The following is a 23447-nucleotide window of genomic DNA, read 5'->3' as shown; positions in this document are numbered from 1 at the left end:
CCGGAATCCCCCGGCCAAAGGGGGGACTCGACAGTTCGTTACTTCAGAACTGACACAGTGGACGCGAGCAACTGAGGACAAGCCCTCGGCCTATTAGTACCAGTCAGCTCCACCCCTTGCGGGGCTTCCACATCTGGCCTATCAACCCAGTCGTCTACTGGGAGCCTTAACCCCTCAAAGGGGGTGGGAGTCCTCATCTCGAAGCAGGCTTCCCGCTTAGATGCTTTCAGCGGTTATCCTTTCCGAACGTAGCCAACCAGCCATGCCCTTGGCAGGACAACTGGCACACCAGAGGTTCGTCCGTCCCGGTCCTCTCGTACTAGGGACAGCCCTTCTCAAGACTCCTACGCGCACAGCGGATAGGGACCGAACTGTCTCACGACGTTCTAAACCCAGCTCGCGTACCGCTTTAATGGGCGAACAGCCCAACCCTTGGGACCGACTCCAGCCCCAGGATGCGACGAGCCGACATCGAGGTGCCAAACCATCCCGTCGATATGGACTCTTGGGGAAGATCAGCCTGTTATCCCCGGGGTACCTTTTATCCGTTGAGCGACGGCGCTTCCACAAGCCACCGCCGGATCACTAGTCCCGACTTTCGTCCCTGCTCGACCCGTCGGTCTCACAGTCAAGCTCCCTTGTGCACTTACACTCAACACCTGATTGCCAACCAGGCTGAGGGAACCTTTGGGCGCCTCCGTTACCCTTTGGGAGGCAACCGCCCCAGTTAAACTACCCATCAGACACTGTCCCTGATCCGGATCACGGACCCAGGTTAGACATCCAGCACGACCAGAGTGGTATTTCAACGGCGACTCCACAACCACTGGCGTGGCTGCTTCAAAGTCTCCCACCTATCCTACACAAGCCGAACCGAACACCAATATCAAACTGTAGTAAAGGTCCCGGGGTCTTTCCGTCCTGCTGCGCGAAACGAGCATCTTTACTCGTAGTGCAATTTCACCGGGCCTATGGTTGAGACAGTCGAGAAGTCGTTACGCCATTCGTGCAGGTCGGAACTTACCCGACAAGGAATTTCGCTACCTTAGGATGGTTATAGTTACCACCGCCGTTTACTGGCGCTTAAGTTCTCAGCTTCGCCACACCGAAATGTGACTAACCGGTCCCCTTAACGTTCCAGCACCGGGCAGGCGTCAGTCCGTATACATCGCCTTACGGCTTCGCACGGACCTGTGTTTTTAGTAAACAGTCGCTTCTCGCTGGTCTCTGCGGCCACCCCCAGCTCAAGGAGCAAGTCCTCTCACCAGTGATGGCCCCCCTTCTCCCGAAGTTACGGGGGCATTTTGCCGAGTTCCTTAACCATAGTTCACCCGAACGCCTCGGTATTCTCTACCTGACCACCTGAGTCGGTTTAGGGTACGGGCCGCCATGAAACTCGCTAGAGGCTTTTCTCGACAGCATAGGATCATCCACTTCACCACAATCGGCTCGGCATCAGGTCTCAGCCTTAATGTGTGACGGATTTGCCTATCACACGGCCTACACCCTTACCCCGGGACAACCACCGCCCGGGCTGGACTACCTTCCTGCGTCACCCCATCGCTTACCTACTACCACCTTGGGCCGGCGGCTCCACCACTCCCCTTCGCCCGAAGGCTCCAGGACGGCTTCACGGCCTTAGCATTAATGGGCTCGATACTGGGCGTTTCAAAGCGGGTACCGGAATATCAACCGGTTGTCCATCGACTACGCCTGTCGGCCTCGCCTTAGGTCCCGACTTACCCTGGGCAGATCAGCTTGACCCAGGAACCCTTAGTCAATCGGCGCACACGTTTCTCACGTGTGTATCGCTACTCATGCCTGCATTCTCACTCGTGTACCGTCCACCACTCGCTTACGCGGCGGCTTCACCCGGCACACGACGCTCCCCTACCCATCCCAGCGGGCGTTGGCCCTCATGCTGGAATGACACGACTTCGGCGGTACGCTTGAGCCCCGCTACATTGTCGGCGCGGAATCACTTGACCAGTGAGCTATTACGCACTCTTTCAAGGGTGGCTGCTTCTAAGCCAACCTCCTGGTTGTCTCTGCGACTCCACATCCTTTCCCACTTAGCGTACGCTTAGGGGCCTTAGTCGATGCTCTGGGCTGTTTCCCTCTCGACCATGGAGCTTATCCCCCACAGTCTCACTGCCGCGCTCTCACTTACCGGCATTCGGAGTTTGGCTAAGGTCAGTAACCCGGTAGGGCCCATCGCCTATCCAGTGCTCTACCTCCGGCAAGAAACACACGACGCTGCACCTAAATGCATTTCGGGGAGAACCAGCTATCACGGAGTTTGATTGGCCTTTCACCCCTAACCACAGGTCATCCCCCAGGTTTTCAACCCTGGTGGGTTCGGTCCTCCACGAAGTCTTACCTCCGCTTCAACCTGCCCATGGCTAGATCACTCCGCTTCGGGTCTTGAGCGCGCTACTAAACCGCCCTGTTCGGACTCGCTTTCGCTACGGCTTCCCCACACGGGTTAACCTCGCAACACACCGCAAACTCGCAGGCTCATTCTTCAAAAGGCACGCAGTCACGACGCACAGAGTAAACTCTGCGCGCGACGCTCCCACGGCTTGTAGGCACACGGTTTCAGGTACTATTTCACTCCGCTCCCGCGGTACTTTTCACCATTCCCTCACGGTACTATCCGCTATCGGTCACCAGGGAATATTTAGGCTTAACGGGTGGTCCCGCCAGATTCACACGGGATTTCTCGGGCCCCGTGCTACTTGGGTGTCTCTTAAACGAGCCGCTGATGTTTCAGCTACGGGGGTCTTACCCTCTACGCCGGACCTTTCGCATGTCCTTCGCCTACATCAACGGTTTCTGACTCGTCTCATCGCCGGCAGACGATGACAAAGAGATCCCACAACCCCGCATGCGCAACCCCTGCCGGGTATCACACGCATACGGTTTGGCCTCATCCGGTTTCGCTCGCCACTACTCCCGGAATCACGGTTGTTTTCTCTTCCTGAGGGTACTGAGATGTTTCACTTCCCCTCGTTCCCTCCACACTGCCTATGTGTTCAGCAGCGGGTGACAGCCCATGACGACTGCCGGGTTTCCCCATTCGGAAACCCCCGGATCAAAGCCTGGTTGACGGCTCCCCGGGGACTATCGTGGCCTCCCACGTCCTTCATCGGTTCCTGGTGCCAAGGCATCCACCGTGCGCCCTTAAAAACTTGGCCACAGATGCTCGCGTCCACTGTGCAGTTCTCAAGCAACGACCAGCCACCCACCACCCCACCCAACAGGGCGAGTTCACCGGGGCCGGCATCGCGAAGGACGAGCAAACGCTCGTACCCTCAGACACCCAACAGCGCGCCCGGCACGACCAGTCAGGACATCACGTTCCACGCCGAAGCAGTACTAGTGATCCCAACTCATCGTGCCGAATAGTCAACGTTCCACCCATGAGCAACCAGCACCGGACGTACGCCGATGTACTGGCCTCTGGACCGGCAGAGCCGGCCTAGAAGTGCTCCTTAGAAAGGAGGTGATCCAGCCGCACCTTCCGGTACGGCTACCTTGTTACGACTTCGTCCCAATCGCCAGTCCCACCTTCGACAGCTCCCTCCCACAAGGGGTTGGGCCACCGGCTTCGGGTGTTACCGACTTTCGTGACGTGACGGGCGGTGTGTACAAGGCCCGGGAACGTATTCACCGCAGCAATGCTGATCTGCGATTACTAGCAACTCCGACTTCATGGGGTCGAGTTGCAGACCCCAATCCGAACTGAGACCGGCTTTTTGAGATTCGCTCCGCCTCGCGGCATCGCAGCTCTTTGTACCGGCCATTGTAGCACGTGTGCAGCCCAAGACATAAGGGGCATGATGACTTGACGTCGTCCCCACCTTCCTCCGAGTTGACCCCGGCAGTCTCCTGTGAGTCCCCATCACCCCGAAGGGCATGCTGGCAACACAGAACAAGGGTTGCGCTCGTTGCGGGACTTAACCCAACATCTCACGACACGAGCTGACGACAGCCATGCACCACCTGTATACCGACCACAAGGGGGGCACCATCTCTGATGCTTTCCGGTATATGTCAAGCCTTGGTAAGGTTCTTCGCGTTGCGTCGAATTAAGCCACATGCTCCGCTGCTTGTGCGGGCCCCCGTCAATTCCTTTGAGTTTTAGCCTTGCGGCCGTACTCCCCAGGCGGGGAACTTAATGCGTTAGCTGCGGCACCGACGACGTGGAATGTCGCCAACACCTAGTTCCCAACGTTTACGGCGTGGACTACCAGGGTATCTAATCCTGTTCGCTCCCCACGCTTTCGCTCCTCAGCGTCAGTAATGGCCCAGAGATCCGCCTTCGCCACCGGTGTTCCTCCTGATATCTGCGCATTTCACCGCTACACCAGGAATTCCGATCTCCCCTACCACACTCTAGCTAGCCCGTATCGAATGCAGACCCGGGGTTAAGCCCCGGGCTTTCACATCCGACGTGACAAGCCGCCTACGAGCTCTTTACGCCCAATAATTCCGGACAACGCTTGCGCCCTACGTATTACCGCGGCTGCTGGCACGTAGTTAGCCGGCGCTTCTTCTGCAGGTACCGTCACTTGCGCTTCTTCCCTGCTGAAAGAGGTTTACAACCCGAAGGCCGTCATCCCTCACGCGGCGTCGCTGCATCAGGCTTTCGCCCATTGTGCAATATTCCCCACTGCTGCCTCCCGTAGGAGTCTGGGCCGTGTCTCAGTCCCAGTGTGGCCGGTCGCCCTCTCAGGCCGGCTACCCGTCGTCGCCTTGGTAGGCCATCACCCCACCAACAAGCTGATAGGCCGCGGGCTCATCCTTCACCGCCGGAGCTTTCAACCCCCCAAGATGCCTCGGGAGGTGGTATCCGGTATTAGACCCCGTTTCCAGGGCTTGTCCCAGAGTGAAGGGCAGATTGCCCACGTGTTACTCACCCGTTCGCCACTAATCCACCCCGAAGGGCTTCATCGTTCGACTTGCATGTGTTAAGCACGCCGCCAGCGTTCGTCCTGAGCCAGGATCAAACTCTCCATGAATGTTTACCCGTAATCGGGTCGAACACCACAAGAGCGGGACAACCGGTCGGAATAAGACCGGTCATCCACAGCGTCCTCGCTGTGTCATTGCCTGCCCGCCACAAAAGGGCCGACAGGACTTTCAAAGGAACCTCAACCCACCGAAATGGGCCGGGGTTGTCAATCTGGCGTTGACTTTTGGCACGCTGTTGAGTTCTCAAGGAACGGACGCTTCCTTCGTACTCACCCTCACGGGCTTTCCTCCGGGCGCTTCCCTTCGGTCTTGCGTTTCCAACCCTACCAGACTCTTTTTCCGTTCCGTTTCCGGTGAGGAATTCGATTCCAGTGGCCGTTGGAAGGCCTTTGCCTTTCGGCTGATCCGACTTTATCAGAAGCATTTCGGTCGAGCTAATCGACCTTGTGATCTGGATTCACATCGGAAGGCTCTGCGGAAATTACATTTCCGTTGAGAGCGAGAGAGACACTAGCGGTCGCACTGGACCTTGTCCAGTTCCAGGCAACCGTTTGAATCTACCTCCCCACTCCTGCCGTGTCAACGGTTTTTGTGGGCGGAGAGGAGGCTAGCAGGTCAGAAGGGGTGCTTGCACATCAGGCAGCAGCTGGGAGCTCGGCGCTGCGGTCTGCCGCGTCCAGGTCGCCCGTGTCACCCTCGCGGGCCGCTCGACCGCCCAGGATGTAGACGTACGCCAGAAAGGCCAGCTCAGCAGCGATGCCGATGGCGATACGTGCCCACGTCGGCAGGCCCGAAGGCGTGACGAAGCCTTCGATCACGCCGGACACGAACAGGACGAGCGCGAGGCCGATGGCCATGCCGAGGGCCGCGCGGCCCTGTTGGGCGAGGGCTGTGCGGCGGGATTGGGGACCCGGGTCGATGACCGTCCAGCCCAGGCGCAGGCCCGTGCCCGCGGCGACGAAGACGGCCGTCAGTTCCAGCAGGCCGTGCGGAAGGACAAGACCGAGGAAGGTGTCGAGTCGGCCCGCCGAGGACATGAGGCCGATGCCGACGCCCAGGTTCAGCACGTTGAGGAAGAGGATCCAGACCACCGGAACGCACAGGAACGCGCCCAGCGTCAGGCACATGGCCGCGGCCTGGGCGTTGTTCGTCCAGACCTGGGCGGCGAAGGAGGCCGCGGGGTGGCTGGAGTAGTACGTCTCGTACTCGCCACCCGGGCGCGTGAGCCTGCGGAGTTCGTCCGGCGCGGCGATCGTGGCCTGGACTTCGGGGTGGGTGCCGATCCACCAGCCGATGATTGCGGCAAGGACCGTGGAGAGGACGGCGGTGGGTATCCACCAGTGCCGTGAGCGGTAGACGGCCGCGGGAAAACCGGCGGTGAGGAAGCGAACTGCGTCGCGCCAGGTGGCTCGGCGCGTTCCGGTCACGGTGGAGCGGGCGCGAGCGACGAGCTGGGTGAGCCTGCCCGTCAGCATAGGGTCCGGTGCGCTGGACTGGATGAGGGAGAGATGGGTCGCCGTGCGCTGGTAGAGGGCGACCAGTTCGTCGGCCTCGGCGCCGGTCAGACGGCGTCCCCGCCGCAGAAGGTGGTCCAGGCGGTCCCACTCGGCACGGTGGGCGGTCACGAAGACGTCGAGGTCCATGGTCGGCTGCTGCTCCAGGCAATGGGTGCGTACGGTCCGTACTACTGCGGCGGGCTGCGGGTCAGCTTGGCAGACTGAGGAATCAAGGGGCGGGGAAGGTCGATGGCGAAGGGCGGGCAACAGTGAGTGCGCTTGTGACGGGGGATGCGGTCGTACTGGGGCTGCGGCCGGCGAAACTGCCGAGCCGGGCACTCGCTGTCGCGATCGATCTTGTGGTCGTGTTCGCCGCCTATCTCATGGTGTCGATCGGGCTCGCGGTGGCGACGGCCTCGCTGGACGAGGCGGCGGTGATGGCCGTGTCGATCGCGACGTTTCTGCTCGTGCTGGTCGGAGCGCCGATAGCTGTGGAGACGCTCAGTCATGGGCGCTCGCTGGGGAAGCTCGCCTGTGGGCTGCGAGTGGTGCGGGACGACGGAGGGCCGATCCGGTTCCGGCACGCGCTGGTGCGCGGGGCGATGGGGGTGGTGGAGATCCTGATGTCGTTCGGGGTCATCGCCTGTATCGCCTCGCTCGTGTCGGCCAGGGGGCGGCGGATCGGGGATGTGTTCGCGGGCACGCTGGTAATAAGGGAGCGGGTGCCGGCCTCGCGGGGCATGGTGATGCCGCCTCCGCCGCCGTGGCTGATGGGGCGATTCTCCGAGCTGGATCTGTCAGCGGTGCCGGACGACCTGTGGCTCGCGATACGTCAGTACCTGACGCGTATGAGGCAGCTGGACCCGGCCGTGAACTGGTCGATGGCGGTGCGGCTGGCCGGCGATCTTGCGGCGTGTACGGGGGCTCCGGCGCCGGACGGGGTGCCGCCGGCGGCGTTCCTGGCTGCCGTGGTGAACGAGCGGCAGGCGCGCGATGCGCGGCGTGCTTTCCGGGCGGGGGCGAATGCGCGGGCAGCAGCCGGTGGCAGTTCGAAGGGGGCGGGGCTGCCCGGTGCGGTCGCTCCGGACGCGATCACGGCGGGCGCTGCGGGGGCGGTGGCTCCGGGGGCCGGGGCGGCGCTTTCCGACGGGGCGGGTACCGGGGCCCTTGGCTATGCGGCACCGGGAGCGGTGGGGCCGGCGCCCGCCGTTGAGCGGGACGAGACCGTAGGAGCTGGTGGGGCAGCTGTGCCGCCTGGGGTGACAGCTACGGGCGTACCGGCGCCAGGGCCGTCTTCCCGCGCCGCGACCGAGACGCCGCAGCCGCGACCGCAGGCCACGGGGTTCGCGCCACCCGCGTAGGTCGCCGCGCGCCCATAAACACCGACCCCACAAGCAGCGAACGCTTAAGCAGCGCCCCTCCCCGCACCAGCCCCTCCCCGCACAGGCCGCCGTGCAGGGCCGCCGCCGTCATGGAAGGACCGAGGGCGGGCTCTCAAGGTCTTCGAGTTCGATGCCGGGGGCTGCGAGCACCACGTCCCCCGCGATGTGAACGACGTGCTGCTCCCCCGTGTCCAGGGCGCTGACCTGGTATTCGTCCACGGTCAGGGGGCCATTGTCAGTGGCATGCGCTTCACTCTTCATCAGGGCCCAGGACTGATCGAGTGTGCGGGGGGCGAGGACAGGATCCGTGAAGGCGACGAGGCGTACGCGCGTCGCCGGGGAATCGGGGGTGAGGCGCAAGAGACGTGCGGTAGCGACAAGGAAAGCGGGGGAACTGCCGGTGAAGGCATGGGCGCGGACGTTGCCTTCGGTGGCATGGGTGCCGGTGGGGTCGGTACGGACCCAGGTGACGCCGTCGATGGCGGCACCGCGGACCTGCCAGCTCCCGGCGTGGAGTTCGAGACGGATGGGACGGCCGAGTTCGTCGAGGGCGAGATCGACGGAGCCGGCGTGGTCGCCGGAGGGGGTGGTGATCTGGGAGACGTAACGCCAGCCGGAGGGACCGGGGGCGCATTGGAAGTGTTCTTCGCCGAGGGGGGTGTGATCGTGCGGATCGTGGAGCGAATAACGGCCGCGGGGCATGGGGGCGTGGGTGTCCTTGTGCGGTGAGGCTCGTGCGGTGGAGCCGGAGCCGTTCGGGGAGGGTATGGGGCAGGCCCCCGACACGGGGGTGCGGGGGCCTGCCCCATACCGCTGGTGCCTGACGCCGAGGGCTGCCGAGGCGTGTCAGCACGCCGATCACAAGCGCTGACCGGTCAGAAGCACTGACCGATCATGAGTGACCGATCAGTAGCGGTAGTGGTCGGACTTGTACGGGCCGTCGACCTCGACGCCGATGTAGGAGGCCTGCTCCGGGCGGAGCGTCGTCAGCTTGACGCCGAGCGCGTCCAGGTGGAGCCGGGCGACCTTCTCGTCGAGGTGCTTGGGCAGCACGTAGACGTCGGTCGGGTACTCCTCGGGCTTGGTGAACAGCTCGATCTGGGCCAGCGTCTGGTCCGCGAAGCTGTTGGACATCACGAACGAGGGGTGACCGGTCGCGTTGCCCAGGTTCAGCAGGCGGCCCTCGGACAGCACGATCAGCACCTTGCCGTCCTCGAAGGTCCAGGTGTGTACCTGGGGCTTGACCTCGTCCTTGACGATGCCCGGGATCTGCGCCAGGCCGGCCATGTCGATCTCGTTGTCGAAGTGGCCGATGTTGCCCACGATCGCCTGGTGCTTCATCTTGGCCATGTCCGCGGCCATGATGATGTCCTTGTTGCCCGTGGTCGTGACGAAGATGTCGGCCTTGTCGATGACCTCGTCGAGCGTGGTGACCTGGTAGCCGTCCATGGCGGCCTGCAGCGCGCAGATCGGGTCGATCTCCGTGACGATCACCCGGGCGCCCTGCCCGCGCAGCGACTCCGCGCAGCCCTTGCCCACGTCGCCGTACCCGCACACGACGGCGGTCTTGCCACCGATCAGGACGTCGGTGGCGCGGTTGATGCCGTCGATCAGGGAGTGGCGGCAGCCGTACTTGTTGTCGAACTTCGACTTGGTGACGGCGTCGTTGACGTTGATCGCCGGGAACAGGAGGTTGCCGTCACGGTGCATCTCGTACAGGCGGTGCACACCGGTCGTGGTCTCCTCGGTGACGCCGCGGATCTCGGACGCCAGCTGGGTCCACTTCTGCGGGGACTCGCCGAGGGTGCGGTTCAGCACGGTGAGGACGTGGAAGTACTCCTCGCTGTCCGCGGTCGAGGGGTCCGGGGCGGCGCCCGCCTTCTCGAACTCCACGCCCTTGTGGACGAGGAGGGTGGCGTCGCCACCGTCGTCGAGGATCATGTTCGGGCCGGCGGTGGGGGTGTTCGGCCAGGTCAGCGCCTGCTCCGTGCACCACCAGTACTCCTCGAGCGTCTCGCCCTTCCAGGCGAAGACCGGGATGCCCTGGGGGGCTTCCGGGGTGCCGTTCGGGCCGACCGCGATGGCCGCGGCCGCGTGGTCCTGGGTGGAGAAGATGTTGCACGACGCCCAGCGGACCTCGGCGCCGAGGGCGACCAGGGTCTCGATCAGTACGGCGGTCTGCACGGTCATGTGCAGGGAGCCGGTGATGCGGGCGCCCGCCAGCGGCCGGCTGGCGGCGTACTCCTTGCGGATCGACATCAGGCCGGGCATTTCGTGCTCGGCGAGGGTGATCTCCTTGCGGCCGAAAGCGGCGAGGGAAAGGTCGGCGACCTTGAAGTCCTGGCCAGTGGCGACAGTCGACATGCGAGCTGCTCCTCGTGGTGTGGGTCGAGGGTGTGGGTACGGCTGGCTCTGCGGCGGCGGACACAGGAATGCCCGGGCGCTCGCATTGCAGTCCGTCGGAGGCCCTCTCTCCCTCGGCCGGTCCCGGCAAGGGGACCGCCCGACCGCCATCAGCAGCGACGTCTGACTCTGGTCACGAATCTACACCGATCGACGCGGCGTACCCCAGCCCGCCCGGGGCCGGGATCCGGTCACATCGCTCTCTCACCGAGCCGCGCGGCCGGTCTGCGCGGCCGGTCCGCGCGGTCCGCAGGGCTCAGTGGGAAGCGTCCGGGGTCGGGCCGCCCGGGGACTTGGCCGGGTTGATGCCGGCCGCGGCCGCGGACTCGCTGTAGATGTCGGGCTCCAGGTAGATCACGCGCGCGATGGGTACGGCGGCGCGGATACGGTCCTCGGCGGCGTTGATCGCGTTGGCGACCTCGGCGGCGGTGTCGTCGTGCTGTACCGCGATCTTCGCGGCGACCAGCAGTTCCTCCGGGCCGAGGTGGAGCGTACGCATGTGGATGATGCCGGTGACCCCTTCACCGTCCACGGCCGCCGCCTTGATCTTCTCGATGTCGTCGATGCCCGCGGCCTCGCCCAGCAGCAGCGACTTCGTCTCGGCCGCCAGGACGAGCGCGATCACGATCAGCAGGATGCCGATGCAGAGCGTGCCGATGCCGTCCCAGACGCCGTCGCCCGTGGCCAGGGCGATGCCGACGCCGCCGAGCGCCAGGACCAGACCGACCAGCGCGCCCAGGTCCTCCAGCAGGACGACGGGCAGCTCGGGGGCCTTGGCCCGGCGGACGTACTCCGTCCAGGAGAGCTCACCCCGGGTCAGGTTCGACTCCTTGATGGCTGTACGGAAGGAGAAGGACTCGGCGATGATCGCGAAGACGAGGACGCCGATCGGCCAGTACCAGTCCTCGATCTCGTGCGGGTGCTTGATCTTCTCGTAGCCCTCGTAGATCGCGAACATGCCGCCGACCGAGAAGAGCACGATGGAGACGAGGAAGGCGTAGATGTAGCGCTCGCGCCCGTAGCCGAAGGGGTGCTGCGGGGTCGCCTCACGCTGGGCCTTCTTGCCGCCGAGCAGCAGGAGGCCCTGGTTCCCTGAGTCGGCGACCGAGTGAACGGATTCGGCGAGCATCGAGGACGAGCCACTGAAGAGGAACGCCACGAACTTCGCCACCGCGATCGCGAGGTTGGCGGCAAGTGCCGCCACGATCGCCCTTGTTCCGCCTGAAGCGCTCATCTGTTCCCGCAGTCCCTTCGTATGCCCCGTGCCGTACGCCGCGCGCCGTACGCCGTTTTGGGCTTTGCCCGTCCTTTACGGTGCGCCATTGTTGCAGCCCGGGGCCGCGAGGGCGCGTCAGGCCATCACGGTGGCACGGAAGACCGTGCCGACTCCGGACACTTCGGCCTTTTCGCCCGCCGGGACGAAGGCGGACTGGCCCGGGGAGAGGGCGAGTTCACCGGCGCGGACCGTGCCCGCTGTGCAGAGCAGGATCTGCGGGGTGCGGGTCGTCAGATCGCGGGGCGCGGCTCCGGGCGCGAGGACATAACGGGAGAGCCGGAACTCGCCGATCGGCGTCTCGTAGACCTCCTCGCCCTCGGGCGACGCCTCGGGGCGCAGGACGCCCGGGTCGCCCGCCTCGAAGCGGACGACACGCAGCAGCTCGGGGACGTCCACGTGCTTCGGCGTCAGCCCGCAGCGCAGCACGTTGTCGGAGTTGGCCATGATCTCCACGCCGAGGCCTTCGATGTAGGCGTGCGGGACTCCGGCGCCGAGGAACAGGGCCTCGCCGGGCTGCAGTTGGACGTGATTGAGCAGCATGGCCGCGATAACGCCCGGGTCACCGGGGAAGTGGTGCGCAACGGCTGCGTACGGGGCGTAGTGGCCGCCGAGCTCCTCGCAGGCGTACGCGGCCTCGGTGACGGTGACCGCCATCTCGTTGGGGTCGGCGCTCAGCACCGCGGTCAGGACCTCGCGCAGCGCGGCCTCCTCCGGGTGGGCGTGCAGGAGGTCGACGTACGGCTTGAGCGAGTCCACGTCGAGACCCGCGAGGACGTCGGCGGCTTCGAGGGGCGGGCGGAAACCGCACAGGCCCTCGAAGGGGGTGAGCGCGCAGATCAGTTCGGGCTTGTGGTTGGCGTCCTTGTAGTTGCGGTGCGGGGCGTCGATGGGCACGCCCGCGCTCTCCTCGGCGGCGTAACCCTCCTTCGCCTGCGCGAGGTTCGGGTGGACCTGGAGGGAGAGGGGGGCGCCGGCCGCGAGGATCTTGAGGAGGAAGGGCAGACGGGGGCCGAACTTATCGACGGCCGCGGCGCCCAGTTCGTGTACGGGGTCGGCGGCGATGACCTCGGAAAGCGGCCGCTCCACGTGATCACGGGTGACGCGCGAGGGTGCTCCGGGGTGGGCGCCCATCCACATCTCGGCCTGGGGCTCGCCGGTGGGGGCGATGCCGAGCAGCTCCGGGATGGCGGTCGTGGATCCCCAGGCGTAGGGGCGCACGGTGTTGGAGAGGCGGTCCATGGTCTGTGTTCTTTCCCGGTTCTCGTAGTGACGTCTTACTCGTGGTGAACGGCTACGCGGGACGCTTGCGCGTGGTGACGGCTGCGGCGTGGCGCTGTCGTGTCGCTGCTGCGGCGCGATGGTTACGCGTTGGCGCCGTTGGCGCCGTTGCCCGCCAGGGCCAGGTAGACGGCGGCGAAGTCGGTGATCGCGAGGAGTTCGGCGATCGACTCCAGCTCGGTGCCGTCCTCCGGCTCCAGCTCGCTGATCGGGGTGTCATGACTGAGCGCGAGCTCGCGGGCTGCCGGGGCGGCGGTGAGGCCGCCGATGGGGCGGTCCCGCAGCAGTACGACCCGGGCGCGCAGCGCCTGCGGCTCGTCGACACGGTCGCGGAAGAAGTCCCCCGGGTCGGCGCCGAGGGCGAAGTCGCCCACGAGGAGCCCGCCGTGCGCGGGGAGCGCCTCGGGCAGCTCGGCGACGAGGGCGGGGCAGCCGGCCAACTCGGCCAGTACGGCGGCGAAGCGGCGGCCGGTGGGGCCGGCGCCCACGCCCTCCGTCCAGATCAGCGGAAGGCTGTCGGCGAGCTCGGCCGCGAGTGTCTTCGCCGGATTGCTGTACGTGGCGATGGCCGGGCCGCAGCGTTCGGCGGTCTTGTCCAGGCGGTCGGCCACCTTCGCCAGGGTCTCCTGGGACGCCTCGAGCAGGCCGACCCTGTCGAGGAGGGCCAGGAGCGGGGTGAACAGCGCCCACAGGGCGCCCGGGCTCGCGGCTTGCGTCTCCTCGTACAACTCGTGCGGGGCCTTGGCCATCGGGACGACCATGCCGTGCCTGCCGTCGACGGCCTCCGCGAGCGGGGAGTCCTGCGGGGCCACGGCGACGACGGTGGAACCGCGGCGGTACGCCTGCTCGGCGAGCAGCGCAAGGCCGGGTTCACTGCCGTCGGTGGTCGCGATGAGCAGCAGGTCCAGGGAACCCGCCCAGCCCGGGAGCGACCAGCGCAGGGCGCCGGCGGCGGGTGCGACGCCGGTGGGGTGCAGACGGGTGACAGGGGCGGAGGCGCCGGCCAGAGAGCCGATCAGGTCCGCGACTCCGGTGGCGGCGTGGCCGGGGCCGGCGACGAGGACGTGGCGGGGGCGGCCCTCGGGCTTCAGCTCGGCGATACCCGCCTCGGCGGCGTGCCGGGCGGCGGTGCGTACACGCGCCCCGGCCTCGGCTGCGCCACGGAGCAGTCCGCGGCGATCGGCGCGGGCCAGGGCTTCCGGGGCGTCGAGGAGTGACTCGTCGAGCATGGGATGGGGCCTCCGATCGCCGTGCGGTTGTGGGTCAGGCGGGGCGGCGTGCCTCGTCGACGAGGAGGACGGGGATTCCGTCCCGTACGGGGTAGGCCAGGCCGCAGTCCTTGCCGGTGCAGATCAGCTCGGGGGTCTCGGCTGCGGAACTGTCGCTGAGGGGGGCGTGGCAGGCGGGGCAGGCGAGGATCTCGAGGAGGCCGGCTTCGAGCGGCATGTGCGGGGGTGTCCCTTCGGGTGGGGCGGCGCGGCCGCTTGCATGCGGGTCGCTTGCGGGTCGCGGTTCGCGGGGTGCGGTCGCGGGTCGGACGGGCGGTCGCGGGTCTGCGGATCGGGCCACGTCAGCGTACCGCTGGGGGGAGGGGTGCGGCGCGTTCTGTGGGTACGGGGGGGGCGGTTCCCCCGCACCCGCCCCTTCCCGAAACCGGGGCGAGCCCCGGGCCCCTGGTGCGGCAGCTTCGCGCCGCCGGGACACAGGCAGCCGGGTGAGCCGTGGGCCTACGCCACGGGGAGGGTGGGCAGCGGCACCGGGCGTGAGCCGCACGCGGGCGAACCTGCGGCCCCGGCGGCCGCAGGGGCCGGTCGGCGGGCCCCTTCGCGCGGTGGACGGGGGCGCCCCTCCGTAGGCGGAACGGATCGGAAGACCGGAGCCTGGCCGACGTCGGCCATACGCCGCGGACGCGAGCCTGGTCCGGGGCAGCCGCCAACCGCACCGCAGAGCCGCGGACGGCCGCTTCACGCCGTGGGCGGGTCACCCCTCCCTCAGCGGAAGGGACCGGTAGACCCGGGGGCCCGGCCGAAGCGGCCGAACCCTGCCGCGGGCTGGTCCGGGCGGGCAGCCGCCCCCGCTGCCGCCCCGCATACGGCCACTCCGCGCCATGGCTGGGGGCTGCCGCTCCCTCGGCAGAAGGGACCAGACGACCAGGTGCCCGGCCGACGTCGGCAGTACGCCGCAGACGCGGACCTGGTCCGCGCCTCACGCCGTGGACAGGCGCGCTCCTCCGTAGGCGAAAGAGACCGGAAGAACGGCCGACGGGGCCCGGCGCCTGGTTCGGTCGGGCAGCCGCCCGGACCGCAGATCCCCGACGGGACCCTCGCACCGTGGGCGTGTCACCGCCCACTCGGTGAAGGGACCACAAGACCCGCGGCGGCGGGCCAAGGTCCGGGCATACGCGGCAAACACGGGCCTGGCCTGGGCGGTCCGCCAGCCAGGCCGCAGATCCCCGACCGCCGGTTCGCGCCGTGGGCGGACCGGCGCACGGGGCCCAGCCGACCGCACCCCAACCCCGCGGACGGCCGTTTCGCGCCGCCCGCGGGCGGGATCGGAGACCCAGCGGCGGGCGGGCGCAGCGGATACCTCCGCGTGCCGCAAACGCGGCGCCGCCCCGCCCCCGCCGTGTCCTACGCCCCGCGGACCAGCCCCAGTACCTCGTCCCTCACCTTTGCCATCGTCTGGTCGTCCCGTGCCTCCACGTTCAGCCGCAGCAGCGGTTCCGTGTTCGACGGGCGGAGGTTGAACCACCAGTCCTCCGTCGAGACCGTCAGGCCGTCCAGCTCGTCGATCGTCACGTCGTCGCGCGACCCGTACGCCGCCTTCACCGCCGCCGTGCGGCCCGCCTGGTCGTCGACCGTGGAGTTGATCTCGCCCGAGCCCCTGTAGCGGTCGTACTGCGCGACCAGCTCCGACAGCGGGCCCTCCTGCGAGCCCAGCGCCGCCAGGACGTGGAGGGCCGCCAGCATGCCCGTGTCCGCGTTCCAGAAGTCGCGGAAGTAGTAGTGCGCGGAGTGCTCGCCGCCGAAGATCGCTCCCGTACGGGCCATCTCCTCCTTGATGAAGGAGTGGCCGACCCGCGTCCGCTGCGGCGTTCCGCCGTTCTCGCGGACGACCTCCGGGACCGACCACGACGTGATCAGGTTGTGGATCACCGTGCCGCCGGGGTGCTTCGCCAGTTCGCGCGCCGCGACCAGCGCCGTGATGGCCGACGGCGAGATGCCCTCGCCGCGCTCGTCGACGACGAAGCAGCGGTCCGCGTCCCCGTCGAAGGCGAGGCCCAGGTCCGCGCCCTCGGACCGGACGCGGGCCTGCAGGTCGACGATGTTCGCCGGGTCCAGCGGGTTCGCCTCGTGGTTGGGGAAGGTGCCGTCGAGCTCGAAGTACATCGGTACGAGGGTGACCGGCAGGGCGTCGAAGACCGTGGGGACCGTGTGGCCGCCCATGCCGTTGCCCGCGTCCACGACCACCTTGAGCGGGCGCATCGCCGACAGGTCCACGAGCGAGAGCAGATGCGCCGCGTAGTCGGTGAGCGTGTCGCGCTCGGTCACCTTGCCCGGCCTTGCCACCGGCTCCGGCGCGCCCTGTTCGGACCAGGACTCGACCAGTTGGCGGATGTCCGCCAGGCCCGTGTCCTGGCCGACCGGCGCGGCGCCCGCGCGGCACATCTTGATGCCGTTGTACTGCGCCGGGTTGTGCGAGGCCGTGAACATCGCACCCGGCAGCCCGAAGTGCCCCGAAGCGAAGTACAGCTGGTCGGTCGAGCAGAGTCCGATCAGTGTGACGTCGGCGCCCCTGGCCGCGGCCCCCCGCGCGAACGCCCCCGAGAGCCCCGGCGACGACGGCCGCATGTCATGGCCGATGACGATCGCTTCCGCGCCCGTCACCTGGACGAAGGCCGCCCCGAACAGTTCGGCCAGCGCCTCGTCCCACTGATCCGGCACCACCCCGCGGACGTCGTACGCCTTCACGATCTGCGACAGATCAGCAGTCACGGGCCCAACCCTCCTGAAAGTCCCTGAAGTCTCTGAGGTCACCTCAAAGCCTCAACGTACCCGCACAGGCTGGAAGAGCATTCAGCCCAGTGCCGCCGTGCGCACGAGAGGGGAGCCGAAAAGACTCGCTCAGGAGTCGGGGGAACGCAGCACCCGCAGATGGCCGCGGCGCGCGACCTCTCTCGGATCCGCCGTCCGGCGGCCGTTCTGCGCGCCCGCCTCGGCCGTACGCCCCTGGGGACGCGCCGCTTCCCGTACCGCATTCGCGAGCGCTTCGAGATCGTCGCCGCTGGGGCGGGCGGGGGCCGAGCCGTCGGTGAGCCGCACGACCTCCCAGCCGCGCGGGGCGGTCAGGCGCTCACTGTGCTCGGCGCACAGGTCGTAGCAGTGGGGCTCGGCGTAGGTGGCGAGCGGGCCGAGGACCGCGGTCGAATCGGCATAGACGTACGTCAGTGTCGCGACGGCGGGGCGGCCGCACGCGGTGCGCGAACAGCGACGTACAGGGCTCACGACGTTGGACGGTACCGCACTCTTGAGCGGGCTGCGACGACTCTCCACCAGGTCACTCCACCGTGTCGTGGTGTGACACCCGACATATGGGCTCCCCGAGCAACTGGCCTGACCTGCACGGAAAGAGAAGCCCACGCGCAGCCACCGCTGGTGATCCGGTCATGACTTGGCGTAAATGAGGTCAATCACGATGGGATCCGCGATCGCGAGGGGATATTCAATCGGACGCAAGCTTGGCCGGAATGTTCAATTGGCGACAGGCTTTCGACCCGGCGCGCGCACGCGATCGCCGCGCGCCCCGGAGAGCTACGCTGCGTCAGTGATGGACAGTCCCGTACCCCCCCGTCCGACCGAGCCAGGGCCGCGCCGTCGCGACCGCCACGGCCGCGGCATGCGAGGGCCGGTCGCCCCTCCCCAGGTACCCCTGGCCGCGAGTCGCGCCGAGTCCTTCCGTGACCTCGTGCAGGACTCGGTGGAGCGGCTGGAGCGGCGCTGGCCGCAGCTGGCCGACGTCGACTTTCTCGTGCTGGACGTGCCGGGCGCGCCGGAGGAGTCCGTGCCGCTGGGCAGCTCGGCCCCGGCGGACAAGGGGCACCCGGCACGGATCGTGGTCTACCGGCGGCCCGTCGAGATCCGTACGAAGAACCGCGACGAGCGAGCCCTCCTGGTGCACGAGGTCGTCGTGGAGCAGGTGGCGGAGCTGCTGGGTCTCTCGCCGGAGTCGGTGGACCCGCGGTACGGGCAGGACTGACCGGGCCCTCAGCCCTTTCAGCCCGCCCCGCCCCCTCAGTCGTCCAGAACCGACAGGTCCTGCTCCGCCGCCGGCACCGCCACCGTCCCCCGGTCGTCCGGCAGCGTCTGCACCGTGAACATCGGGATCCCGTCCTTCGGCAGTGCCAGCGTGCGCGACGCGTGCACCGGGCCGCCCGAGACCGCCTCCACCGTCAGCGCGTACGAGCCCTTCAGTCCGGCGGGCACCGGCGGGACGACTGCGAGGGTCGTGCCCGCCTTGACCTTGTACGTCTTGACGACCTGGGTGCCGCCCTCGGTGCCTGCCGACGCGGTTACCTTGACCTCGGCGGCCGCGCCCGGGGCGGTCAGTGAGAGCGTCGAGCCCTTGGCACGGTTGTCGGCGACGCTCGCCCGCTCCCCCACCGGCGCGGCCGCCGGAATGAAGGCGACCTCCTGCTTGTCGCCTTTGCCGCGTACGACGCGCAGCGCCGCCACCACCGGGGTCGCCCGGCCGCTCTGGGACGGGCTGAGGATCAGGGACCCGGCCTCGCCCTTGGTCACGTCCAGCAGGTCCACGCTCGCGGTCATGCCCGACTTGAGGTGCAGCGTCTCGTGTCCGGCCGGGACGATCTTCCCGCCCGGGCCCGCGAGTTGCACCGTGAGGTCGGCGTCGTCCTCGCCGGGCGCGAAGGCCACCAGACGTACCGAGGTGGCGTCCGCGGGGATGCCCGGCAGCACGGCGGTGCCGGACGGGTCGGCCGAAGCGGTGAGCCAGTCGCTGCCCGCCTTGTCGTCGGCGGCGCGCAGCACGGCGCCCACCCGGCCAGTCCGGGTGGTGACATGGACGGTCAGGTCGGCGGCCGGGTCGGAGGTCAGGGTGGACAGCAGGACGGGGACGCTCGCCCCGGCAGGGACCGGGATGCCTTCGGTCAGCGTGGTCTTGAGCGCACCGTCCTTGCCGAACAGCTCGATGTCGGCGACGGCCGGGGTGTCGTCCGGGTTGGTGAGGTGGACGTAGTCGTGGCGTTCCTTGGCCGTGGACGCGCCCGGGAACCAGAAGTCGGTGTCGGGCCCGGTGCAGCTGACGCCGAGCAGGCCGCGCGCGTCGCCCGCGGTCTCCGTGGTGGTCTGCTGGGCGCTCCAGCCGGGCGCGAGGCGGCCGGTGGCGGTGCCGACGAGGGCGGGGGCGTCGCCGCCGCTCGCCTTGGCCGCGACGGGCTTGCCGGGCTCCTTCAGCGCGAGTACCGCCTTGTCGGGCGCCGGCTTCTTCGCGTCCTTGGCCCCCTTCGCGCCCTTCGCCGCGTCGCCCTTCTTGGTCTTGTCCTTGGCCGGGGCGGTGTCCGTCTCGGCCAGTACGGCGGCGGACGCCTTCAGTTCGGCCGTGCCGTCCTTGGCGTCACCGCTCTTGCCTGCCGGTGTGAACGAGGTGTACGCGGTCTCGGCCAGCTCGGAGGTGCTGGGCGTGGGGCAGAGCAGGCTGGAGCGTTCGACGGGCAGCCGCGCCGGGGCCTTCGCCTCGGTCTCGGCGCCGCTTCCGGGCGCGGTGAGCGCGGCGAGGCCGGTGATCGCGGCGAGTGCGGTGGCGGTCGCGAGCAGGGAGATGGTTGTGCGGTTCACTCTGACTCGCCTCGCGTCGCGTTGCCGGTGGTGCCGTTCGTGCCGTTCGGGCGGGGCTGCTGGTCACTCTCGCCGCCGTAGGCGTAGGGGTCGTACTGCTGCCCCTCCTGGTACTGCCCTTCGGCGTAGCCCGTGTTCTGGTACGGGTCCTGGTACTGGTCGGCCTGGTACGGCTGTTGCTGGTACTGCTCGCCGCCGTACTGCTGCTCGCCGCTGTACTGAGCGCCCTGGTACTGCTCGTTGCCGTACGGGGCGGTGTAGCCGCCGTCCGCGTACGACCGCGCGTCCCACTCGCCGTACTGCTGCTGCTGAGGCACAGCCGCGTACGGCGCCTGCTCGTCGAAGGACCGCGGTTCCTCGAAGGACTGCGGCTCGTACGCCTGTTGCCCGTGCTGCGCGAAGGCGTCCTGGCCGACGGGGAGTTGGGCGTACGGATCCGCTTCGGTCTCCTCCTGCGAGGACTCCGCTTCCGCCTGGGCGCGCAGCCTGCGTGCCCTGCGTCCTTCGCCCTCCACTGCCTGCGCCGGTACGGCGATCTCCTCGTCGGGCAGATCGTCGTCGATCTCCCGGCGCCTGCCCGGCAGCGCGAGCACCAGCAGCACCAGCGCGAGTGCGCCCTGCGCCCAGATCCAGCCGGTGTGCGTGACGGGGTCGTCGTAGGACAGGTCGAGCCGGCCGCCCTCGGCGGGGAGTTCGAAGCCCTGGGCCCAGCCGTCGACGACCGTCTTGTTCAGTACGCGTCCGTCGAGGGTGGCCTGCCAGCCCTCGTCCGCGCGGTCCGCGATGCGCAGCACCCGCCCCGCCGCCCCCGAGGGGATCTTGGCGTGGGCCTCGACGGCGTCGGACGCGACGGGCAGCGGGTCGCCCTTGCCGCTGACGATGGTGGCCCGCGCGACCTGGCGGTCGACGCGCCACAGTGCGCTGCCGTCGAGCTGGCTGAGCCTGCTCAGGCCGGGCGTCGCGTCCAGGACGCGGCTGGTCTGGCGGGGTGCTCCGTCGCGCACGAGGACGTAACGGATGGCGAAGCCGCTCAGTTCGCTGGTCTGGTCGGCGCCGGAGCCCGCCACCAGGTTCGCGACGATCTTGTCGAGCCGGGCGTCACTGCCGCCCGCCTGCGCCAGTTCCGCGTCGCCGAGCCGCCCGCCGGAGCCGCGTACGAGGCTGTACGAGACCTTGGCGGCGGATGTTCCGCCGAGGACGAGGGTGCGCGGCTGGTCGCGGGTGTCGCTCTCCTCGGCCACGAAGGCGGGGACCTGGACGGGGTCGCGCCGCTCCAGCGGGTGCGCGGCGCCGCCGATCATCCAGTTGAAGGCGGCGAGCAGGGGCGCGATTCCGGCGGCGAGTGCGATGAGGGCCGCGACGGGCTGGCGCCAGCCGAAGTTCTGGGCGGCGACGCGGGTACGGCCGCCTTCCGCGCCCAGCACGGCGGCGGCCAGCAGGGCGATGCCGTAGACGAGGGTGGCGGGTCCGGCCCAGCCACTGCCGTTGGCGATCACCGCGAAGATCAGTCCGGTCAGCGCGACGGCCCAGGAGGCCCGGATCGCGAACTGCCGCTCGTCGCGCAGCAGGGCGGCAAGCGCCGCGAGCACGATGCCGATGAGCAGGATCCCGCCCGCGGCCTTGGGGCCGCCGGGGCTGATGCCGAGCAGGTCGAGGGCGGAGGCCGATCCGGTGCCGAATGCGAGCCCCGCTTCGCGGAAGAAAGCCGACGGCCCTGTCAGCAGGGTGAGCGACCAGGGCGCGAGGACCAGCAGCGGGGTGCCGACGGCGGCGAGGAAGCGCAGCCCGTACGCCGTGATGTCGTCGCGGCGCAGGACGAGTACGGCGATGCCGAGGACGAGCGCGAGCGGCCACACGATGGGGGTGAACGCCATCGCGAGGGTCAGCAGGAGTGCGTAGGCCCAGGTGGCGCGCCAGCTGCCGCGCCCGCTGCCGCTGATGCGCAGTCCGTGGGCCGCGACGCCCGCGCGGGCGATGAGCGGCAGCAGGATCGCGAGGACGGCGGTGCCCAGGCGTCCGGTCGCCAGTGCGCCGGTGGCGGCGGGCAGGAAGGCGTACGCGATGCTCGCCCAGGCCCGCAGCAGCCGGGATTCGACGATGGGGCGCGAGGCGAAGTACGCGCTGAGTCCGGCGAGCGGGACCGAGCAGACGAGCAGCACGGTCAGGGCGAAGCCGGTGGAGCCGAGGAAGAGAGTGGACAGGGCGGCCAGCACCGCGAGGTAGGGGGGCGCGGTCTGGGTACCGCCGGTGCCGAGGGGGTGCCAGTTGTCCGCGTACCGGGACCAGAGGTCGGAGACGTCGGAGGGCGCGGGCAGCAGGGCGCCGCCCGCGAGCGATCCGCCCCCGAACAGGTCGCGGCAGGCGACGACGGAGACGAGGAGCAGCAGGGCGAAGAGGACAGGACCGGGCTTGCGGGCGATCTTCTTCAGACGCGCGAACTGCTCGATCTCCAGGAAGTCGGCGTCGTCCCCACCCGGTCCTGATTCGACGGCGCCGTGGCGTGAGCCGCCGGAGTCGGCGTCCGAGCCGCCGCCGATGTGGCCGGCGACCTGTTCGACGGTGGCGCGGACGGTCGCGCCGGGCGCCGGGAAGAGGGGGCGCAGTTCGCCCGCTTCCACCGAGCCGCCCTGCCTGGCTCTTCTGCGGCGCCCGGCGATGATCCGCTCGGGCCGCAGCAGGGTGCCGAAGAGTCCCATGACCTCGTCGACGGCCTGGCCGGGCACCTTGCCGACGAGGTAGGCGAGGGTGCGCAGCAGCGTGCCGAGGACGATGCGCAGCAGGACATAGGGGAGGGCGACGGTGCGTGCGTTCGTCAGCAGGGTGTAGACGGCGCCGGCCTTGTCGACGCGGTGGGGGCTGGCGACGGAGCGGCCCGCGCAGTCGACGGTGCGGCGTTCGCGGGCGGCGGCTTCGGCGTGCCGCATGACGGCGTCGGGTGCGATGAGGACGCGGTGGCCGGCGGCGTGGGCGCGCCAGCACAGGTCGACATCGTCGCGCATGAGGGGCAGCCGCCGGTCGAAGCCGCCGAGCTGTTCGAAGACGTCGCGGCGGATGAGCATGCCGGCGGAGGAGACGGACAGGACGCTGCGGATCTGGTCGTGCTGTCCCTGGTCCTGCTCGCGGCGGTCGAGTCCGGTCCAGCGGCGTCCGCTGTTGGCGATGGAGACGCCTGCCTCGAGCAGTTGCTTGCGGTCGTACCAGCCGCGGAGTTTGGGGCCGATGATCGCGGCGTGTTCGTCGGAGTCGGCCACGCGCAGGAGTTCGGCCAGGGCGTCGGGGGCGGGCGCGCAGTCGTCGTGGAGCAGCCACAGCCACTGGACGGGTTCCCCGTAGGGGAGTTCGGGCATGTCGTACGCGTCGTCGCGCCAGGTCCTGCTGACGGGGTCCCAGCCGCTGGGCCGCTTCAGGTAGGGCAGGTCGTCGGGGGTGAGGACGCCCGCGGTGCGGGCGGCTTCCTCGACGGCGGTGCCGAATCCGGTACGGCGTGCCAGGTGCAGTACGCGTTCGGCGCCGAGGGCCTCGGTGATCAGCCGCGCGGAGTCGTCGGCGCTGCCGGTGTCGGCGGCGATGACGTTCTGTACGGGGCGTTCCTGGCCGACGAGTCCGGCGAGGGCGTCGGGAAGCCAGCGCGCGCCGTCGTGGGCGACGAGCACGGCGGTGACGACATGCCGCGGGAACTCTGGCGGGTGCTCTGGTGCGAACGCGGCTGTGGTGGCGGACATTGAGGTACGGGCCCTCCGGCCGGGGGGTCGCCCCGTAGGGGCGTTGTGCGTCTCGGACG

Annotated in this window: 13 protein-coding genes and 2 rRNA genes; 2 read left to right on the top strand and 13 right to left on the bottom strand. The window is 68.5% G+C overall.

Annotation, left to right across the window (positions count from 1 at the left end; translation table 11 throughout):
* Nucleotides 1-73: 73 nt before the first annotated feature.
* The 3 genes from OHA61_RS23775 to OHA61_RS23765 form a co-directional block, all read right to left on the bottom strand.
* Nucleotides 74-3197: ribosomal RNA gene (locus OHA61_RS23775) — 23S ribosomal RNA — on the bottom strand.
* 301 nt (nucleotides 3198-3498) lie between these two features.
* Nucleotides 3499-5024 (bottom strand): 16S ribosomal RNA (locus OHA61_RS23770).
* Together the 16S and 23S rRNA genes form the textbook arrangement of a ribosomal RNA operon.
* A gap of 588 nt (nucleotides 5025-5612) precedes the next feature.
* Nucleotides 5613-6620, bottom strand: a complete 1008-nt coding sequence (locus OHA61_RS23765) for a stage II sporulation protein M (RefSeq protein ID WP_406304733.1) — start codon at nucleotides 6618-6620, stop codon at nucleotides 5613-5615.
* Between the two features lie 122 nt (nucleotides 6621-6742).
* On the opposite strand from OHA61_RS23765, the gene OHA61_RS23760 reads away from it, so the two are divergent.
* Nucleotides 6743-7834: an RDD family protein gene (locus OHA61_RS23760; protein WP_406304732.1), complete on the top strand. Its 1092-nt coding sequence runs from the start codon at nucleotides 6743-6745 to the stop codon at nucleotides 7832-7834.
* 108 nt (nucleotides 7835-7942) lie between these two features.
* On the opposite strand, the gene OHA61_RS23755 is transcribed toward OHA61_RS23760, so the two are convergent.
* The 8 genes from OHA61_RS23755 to OHA61_RS23720 all read right to left on the bottom strand — a co-directional run bounded on the left by OHA61_RS23755 (nucleotide 7943) and on the right by OHA61_RS23720 (nucleotide 17365).
* Nucleotides 7943-8557: a hypothetical protein gene (locus OHA61_RS23755; protein WP_406304731.1), complete on the bottom strand. Its 615-nt coding sequence runs from the start codon at nucleotides 8555-8557 to the stop codon at nucleotides 7943-7945.
* Between the two features lie 204 nt (nucleotides 8558-8761).
* Nucleotides 8762-10219, bottom strand: coding sequence for an adenosylhomocysteinase (gene ahcY, locus OHA61_RS23750; protein WP_361912805.1), 1458 nt, complete (start codon nucleotides 10217-10219; stop codon nucleotides 8762-8764).
* A gap of 295 nt (nucleotides 10220-10514) precedes the next feature.
* Complete coding sequence (locus OHA61_RS23745; protein ID WP_406304730.1) at nucleotides 10515-11492, bottom strand: cation diffusion facilitator family transporter; 978 nt, start codon at nucleotides 11490-11492, stop codon at nucleotides 10515-10517.
* Between the two features lie 117 nt (nucleotides 11493-11609).
* Nucleotides 11610-12773 (bottom strand): mannose-6-phosphate isomerase, class I, encoded by a 1164-nt coding sequence (gene manA / locus OHA61_RS23740; RefSeq protein WP_406304729.1) that lies wholly within the window; start codon nucleotides 12771-12773, stop codon nucleotides 11610-11612.
* Nucleotides 12774-12895: 122 nt separating this feature from the next.
* Nucleotides 12896-14041: an SIS domain-containing protein gene (locus tag OHA61_RS23735; RefSeq protein WP_406304728.1), complete on the bottom strand. Its 1146-nt coding sequence runs from the start codon at nucleotides 14039-14041 to the stop codon at nucleotides 12896-12898.
* A gap of 34 nt (nucleotides 14042-14075) precedes the next feature.
* A complete protein-coding gene (locus tag OHA61_RS23730; RefSeq protein WP_266475891.1) occupies nucleotides 14076-14258 on the bottom strand; it encodes a Trm112 family protein in 183 nt (60 codons plus the stop codon).
* Between the two features lie 1184 nt (nucleotides 14259-15442).
* Entirely contained in the window at nucleotides 15443-16807 is a 1365-nt protein-coding gene (locus tag OHA61_RS23725) for a phosphomannomutase/phosphoglucomutase (protein WP_406304727.1), read from the bottom strand.
* 129 nt (nucleotides 16808-16936) lie between these two features.
* Nucleotides 16937-17365: a DUF3499 domain-containing protein gene (locus tag OHA61_RS23720; protein ID WP_266475888.1), complete on the bottom strand. Its 429-nt coding sequence runs from the start codon at nucleotides 17363-17365 to the stop codon at nucleotides 16937-16939.
* 274 nt (nucleotides 17366-17639) lie between these two features.
* On the opposite strand from OHA61_RS23720, the gene OHA61_RS23715 reads away from it, so the two are divergent.
* Nucleotides 17640-18068: a metallopeptidase family protein gene (locus tag OHA61_RS23715; protein ID WP_324977014.1), complete on the top strand. Its 429-nt coding sequence runs from the start codon at nucleotides 17640-17642 to the stop codon at nucleotides 18066-18068.
* A gap of 35 nt (nucleotides 18069-18103) precedes the next feature.
* Here the strand turns inward: OHA61_RS23715 and OHA61_RS23710 are convergent, their stop codons facing one another.
* Nucleotides 18104-19666 carry a DUF5719 family protein gene (locus tag OHA61_RS23710; RefSeq protein ID WP_406304726.1) on the bottom strand — a complete coding sequence of 521 codons (1563 nt, stop codon included), beginning with the start codon at nucleotides 19664-19666 and terminating at the stop codon, nucleotides 18104-18106.
* A complete protein-coding gene (locus OHA61_RS23705; protein WP_406304724.1) occupies nucleotides 19663-23388 on the bottom strand; it encodes a glycosyltransferase in 3726 nt (1241 codons plus the stop codon). The genes OHA61_RS23710 and OHA61_RS23705 overlap by 4 nt, the downstream gene beginning before the upstream one ends.
* Between the last annotated feature and the right edge of the window lie 59 nt (nucleotides 23389-23447).

This window comes from Streptomyces sp. NBC_00885, from assembly GCF_045207475.1.
Classification (GTDB): domain Bacteria; phylum Actinomycetota; class Actinomycetes; order Streptomycetales; family Streptomycetaceae; genus Streptomyces.
Note: the sequence above shows the minus strand (reverse complement) of the source record. Positions and strands in the feature narration are given on the sequence as shown.

Bases quoted from the DNA above. Each gene is read 5' to 3' on its own strand.
- OHA61_RS23735 (WP_406304728.1), bottom strand. From the start codon at position 14,041: ATGCTCGACGAGTCACTCCTCGACGCCCCGGAAGCCCTGGCCCGCGCC.
- OHA61_RS23745 (WP_406304730.1), bottom strand. From the start codon at position 11,492: ATGAGCGCTTCAGGCGGAACAAGGGCGATCGTGGCGGCACTTGCCGCC.
- OHA61_RS23730 (WP_266475891.1), bottom strand. From the start codon at position 14,258: ATGCCGCTCGAAGCCGGCCTCCTCGAGATCCTCGCCTGCCCCGCCTGC.
- OHA61_RS23715 (WP_324977014.1), top strand. From the start codon at position 17,640: ATGGACAGTCCCGTACCCCCCCGTCCGACCGAGCCAGGGCCGCGCCGT.
- OHA61_RS23705 (WP_406304724.1), bottom strand. From the start codon at position 23,388: ATGTCCGCCACCACAGCCGCGTTCGCACCAGAGCACCCGCCAGAGTTC.
- ahcY (WP_361912805.1), bottom strand. From the start codon at position 10,219: ATGTCGACTGTCGCCACTGGCCAGGACTTCAAGGTCGCCGACCTTTCC.
- manA (WP_406304729.1), bottom strand. From the start codon at position 12,773: ATGGACCGCCTCTCCAACACCGTGCGCCCCTACGCCTGGGGATCCACG.
- OHA61_RS23755 (WP_406304731.1), bottom strand. From the start codon at position 8,557: ATGCCCCGCGGCCGTTATTCGCTCCACGATCCGCACGATCACACCCCC.
- OHA61_RS23765 (WP_406304733.1), bottom strand. From the start codon at position 6,620: ATGGACCTCGACGTCTTCGTGACCGCCCACCGTGCCGAGTGGGACCGC.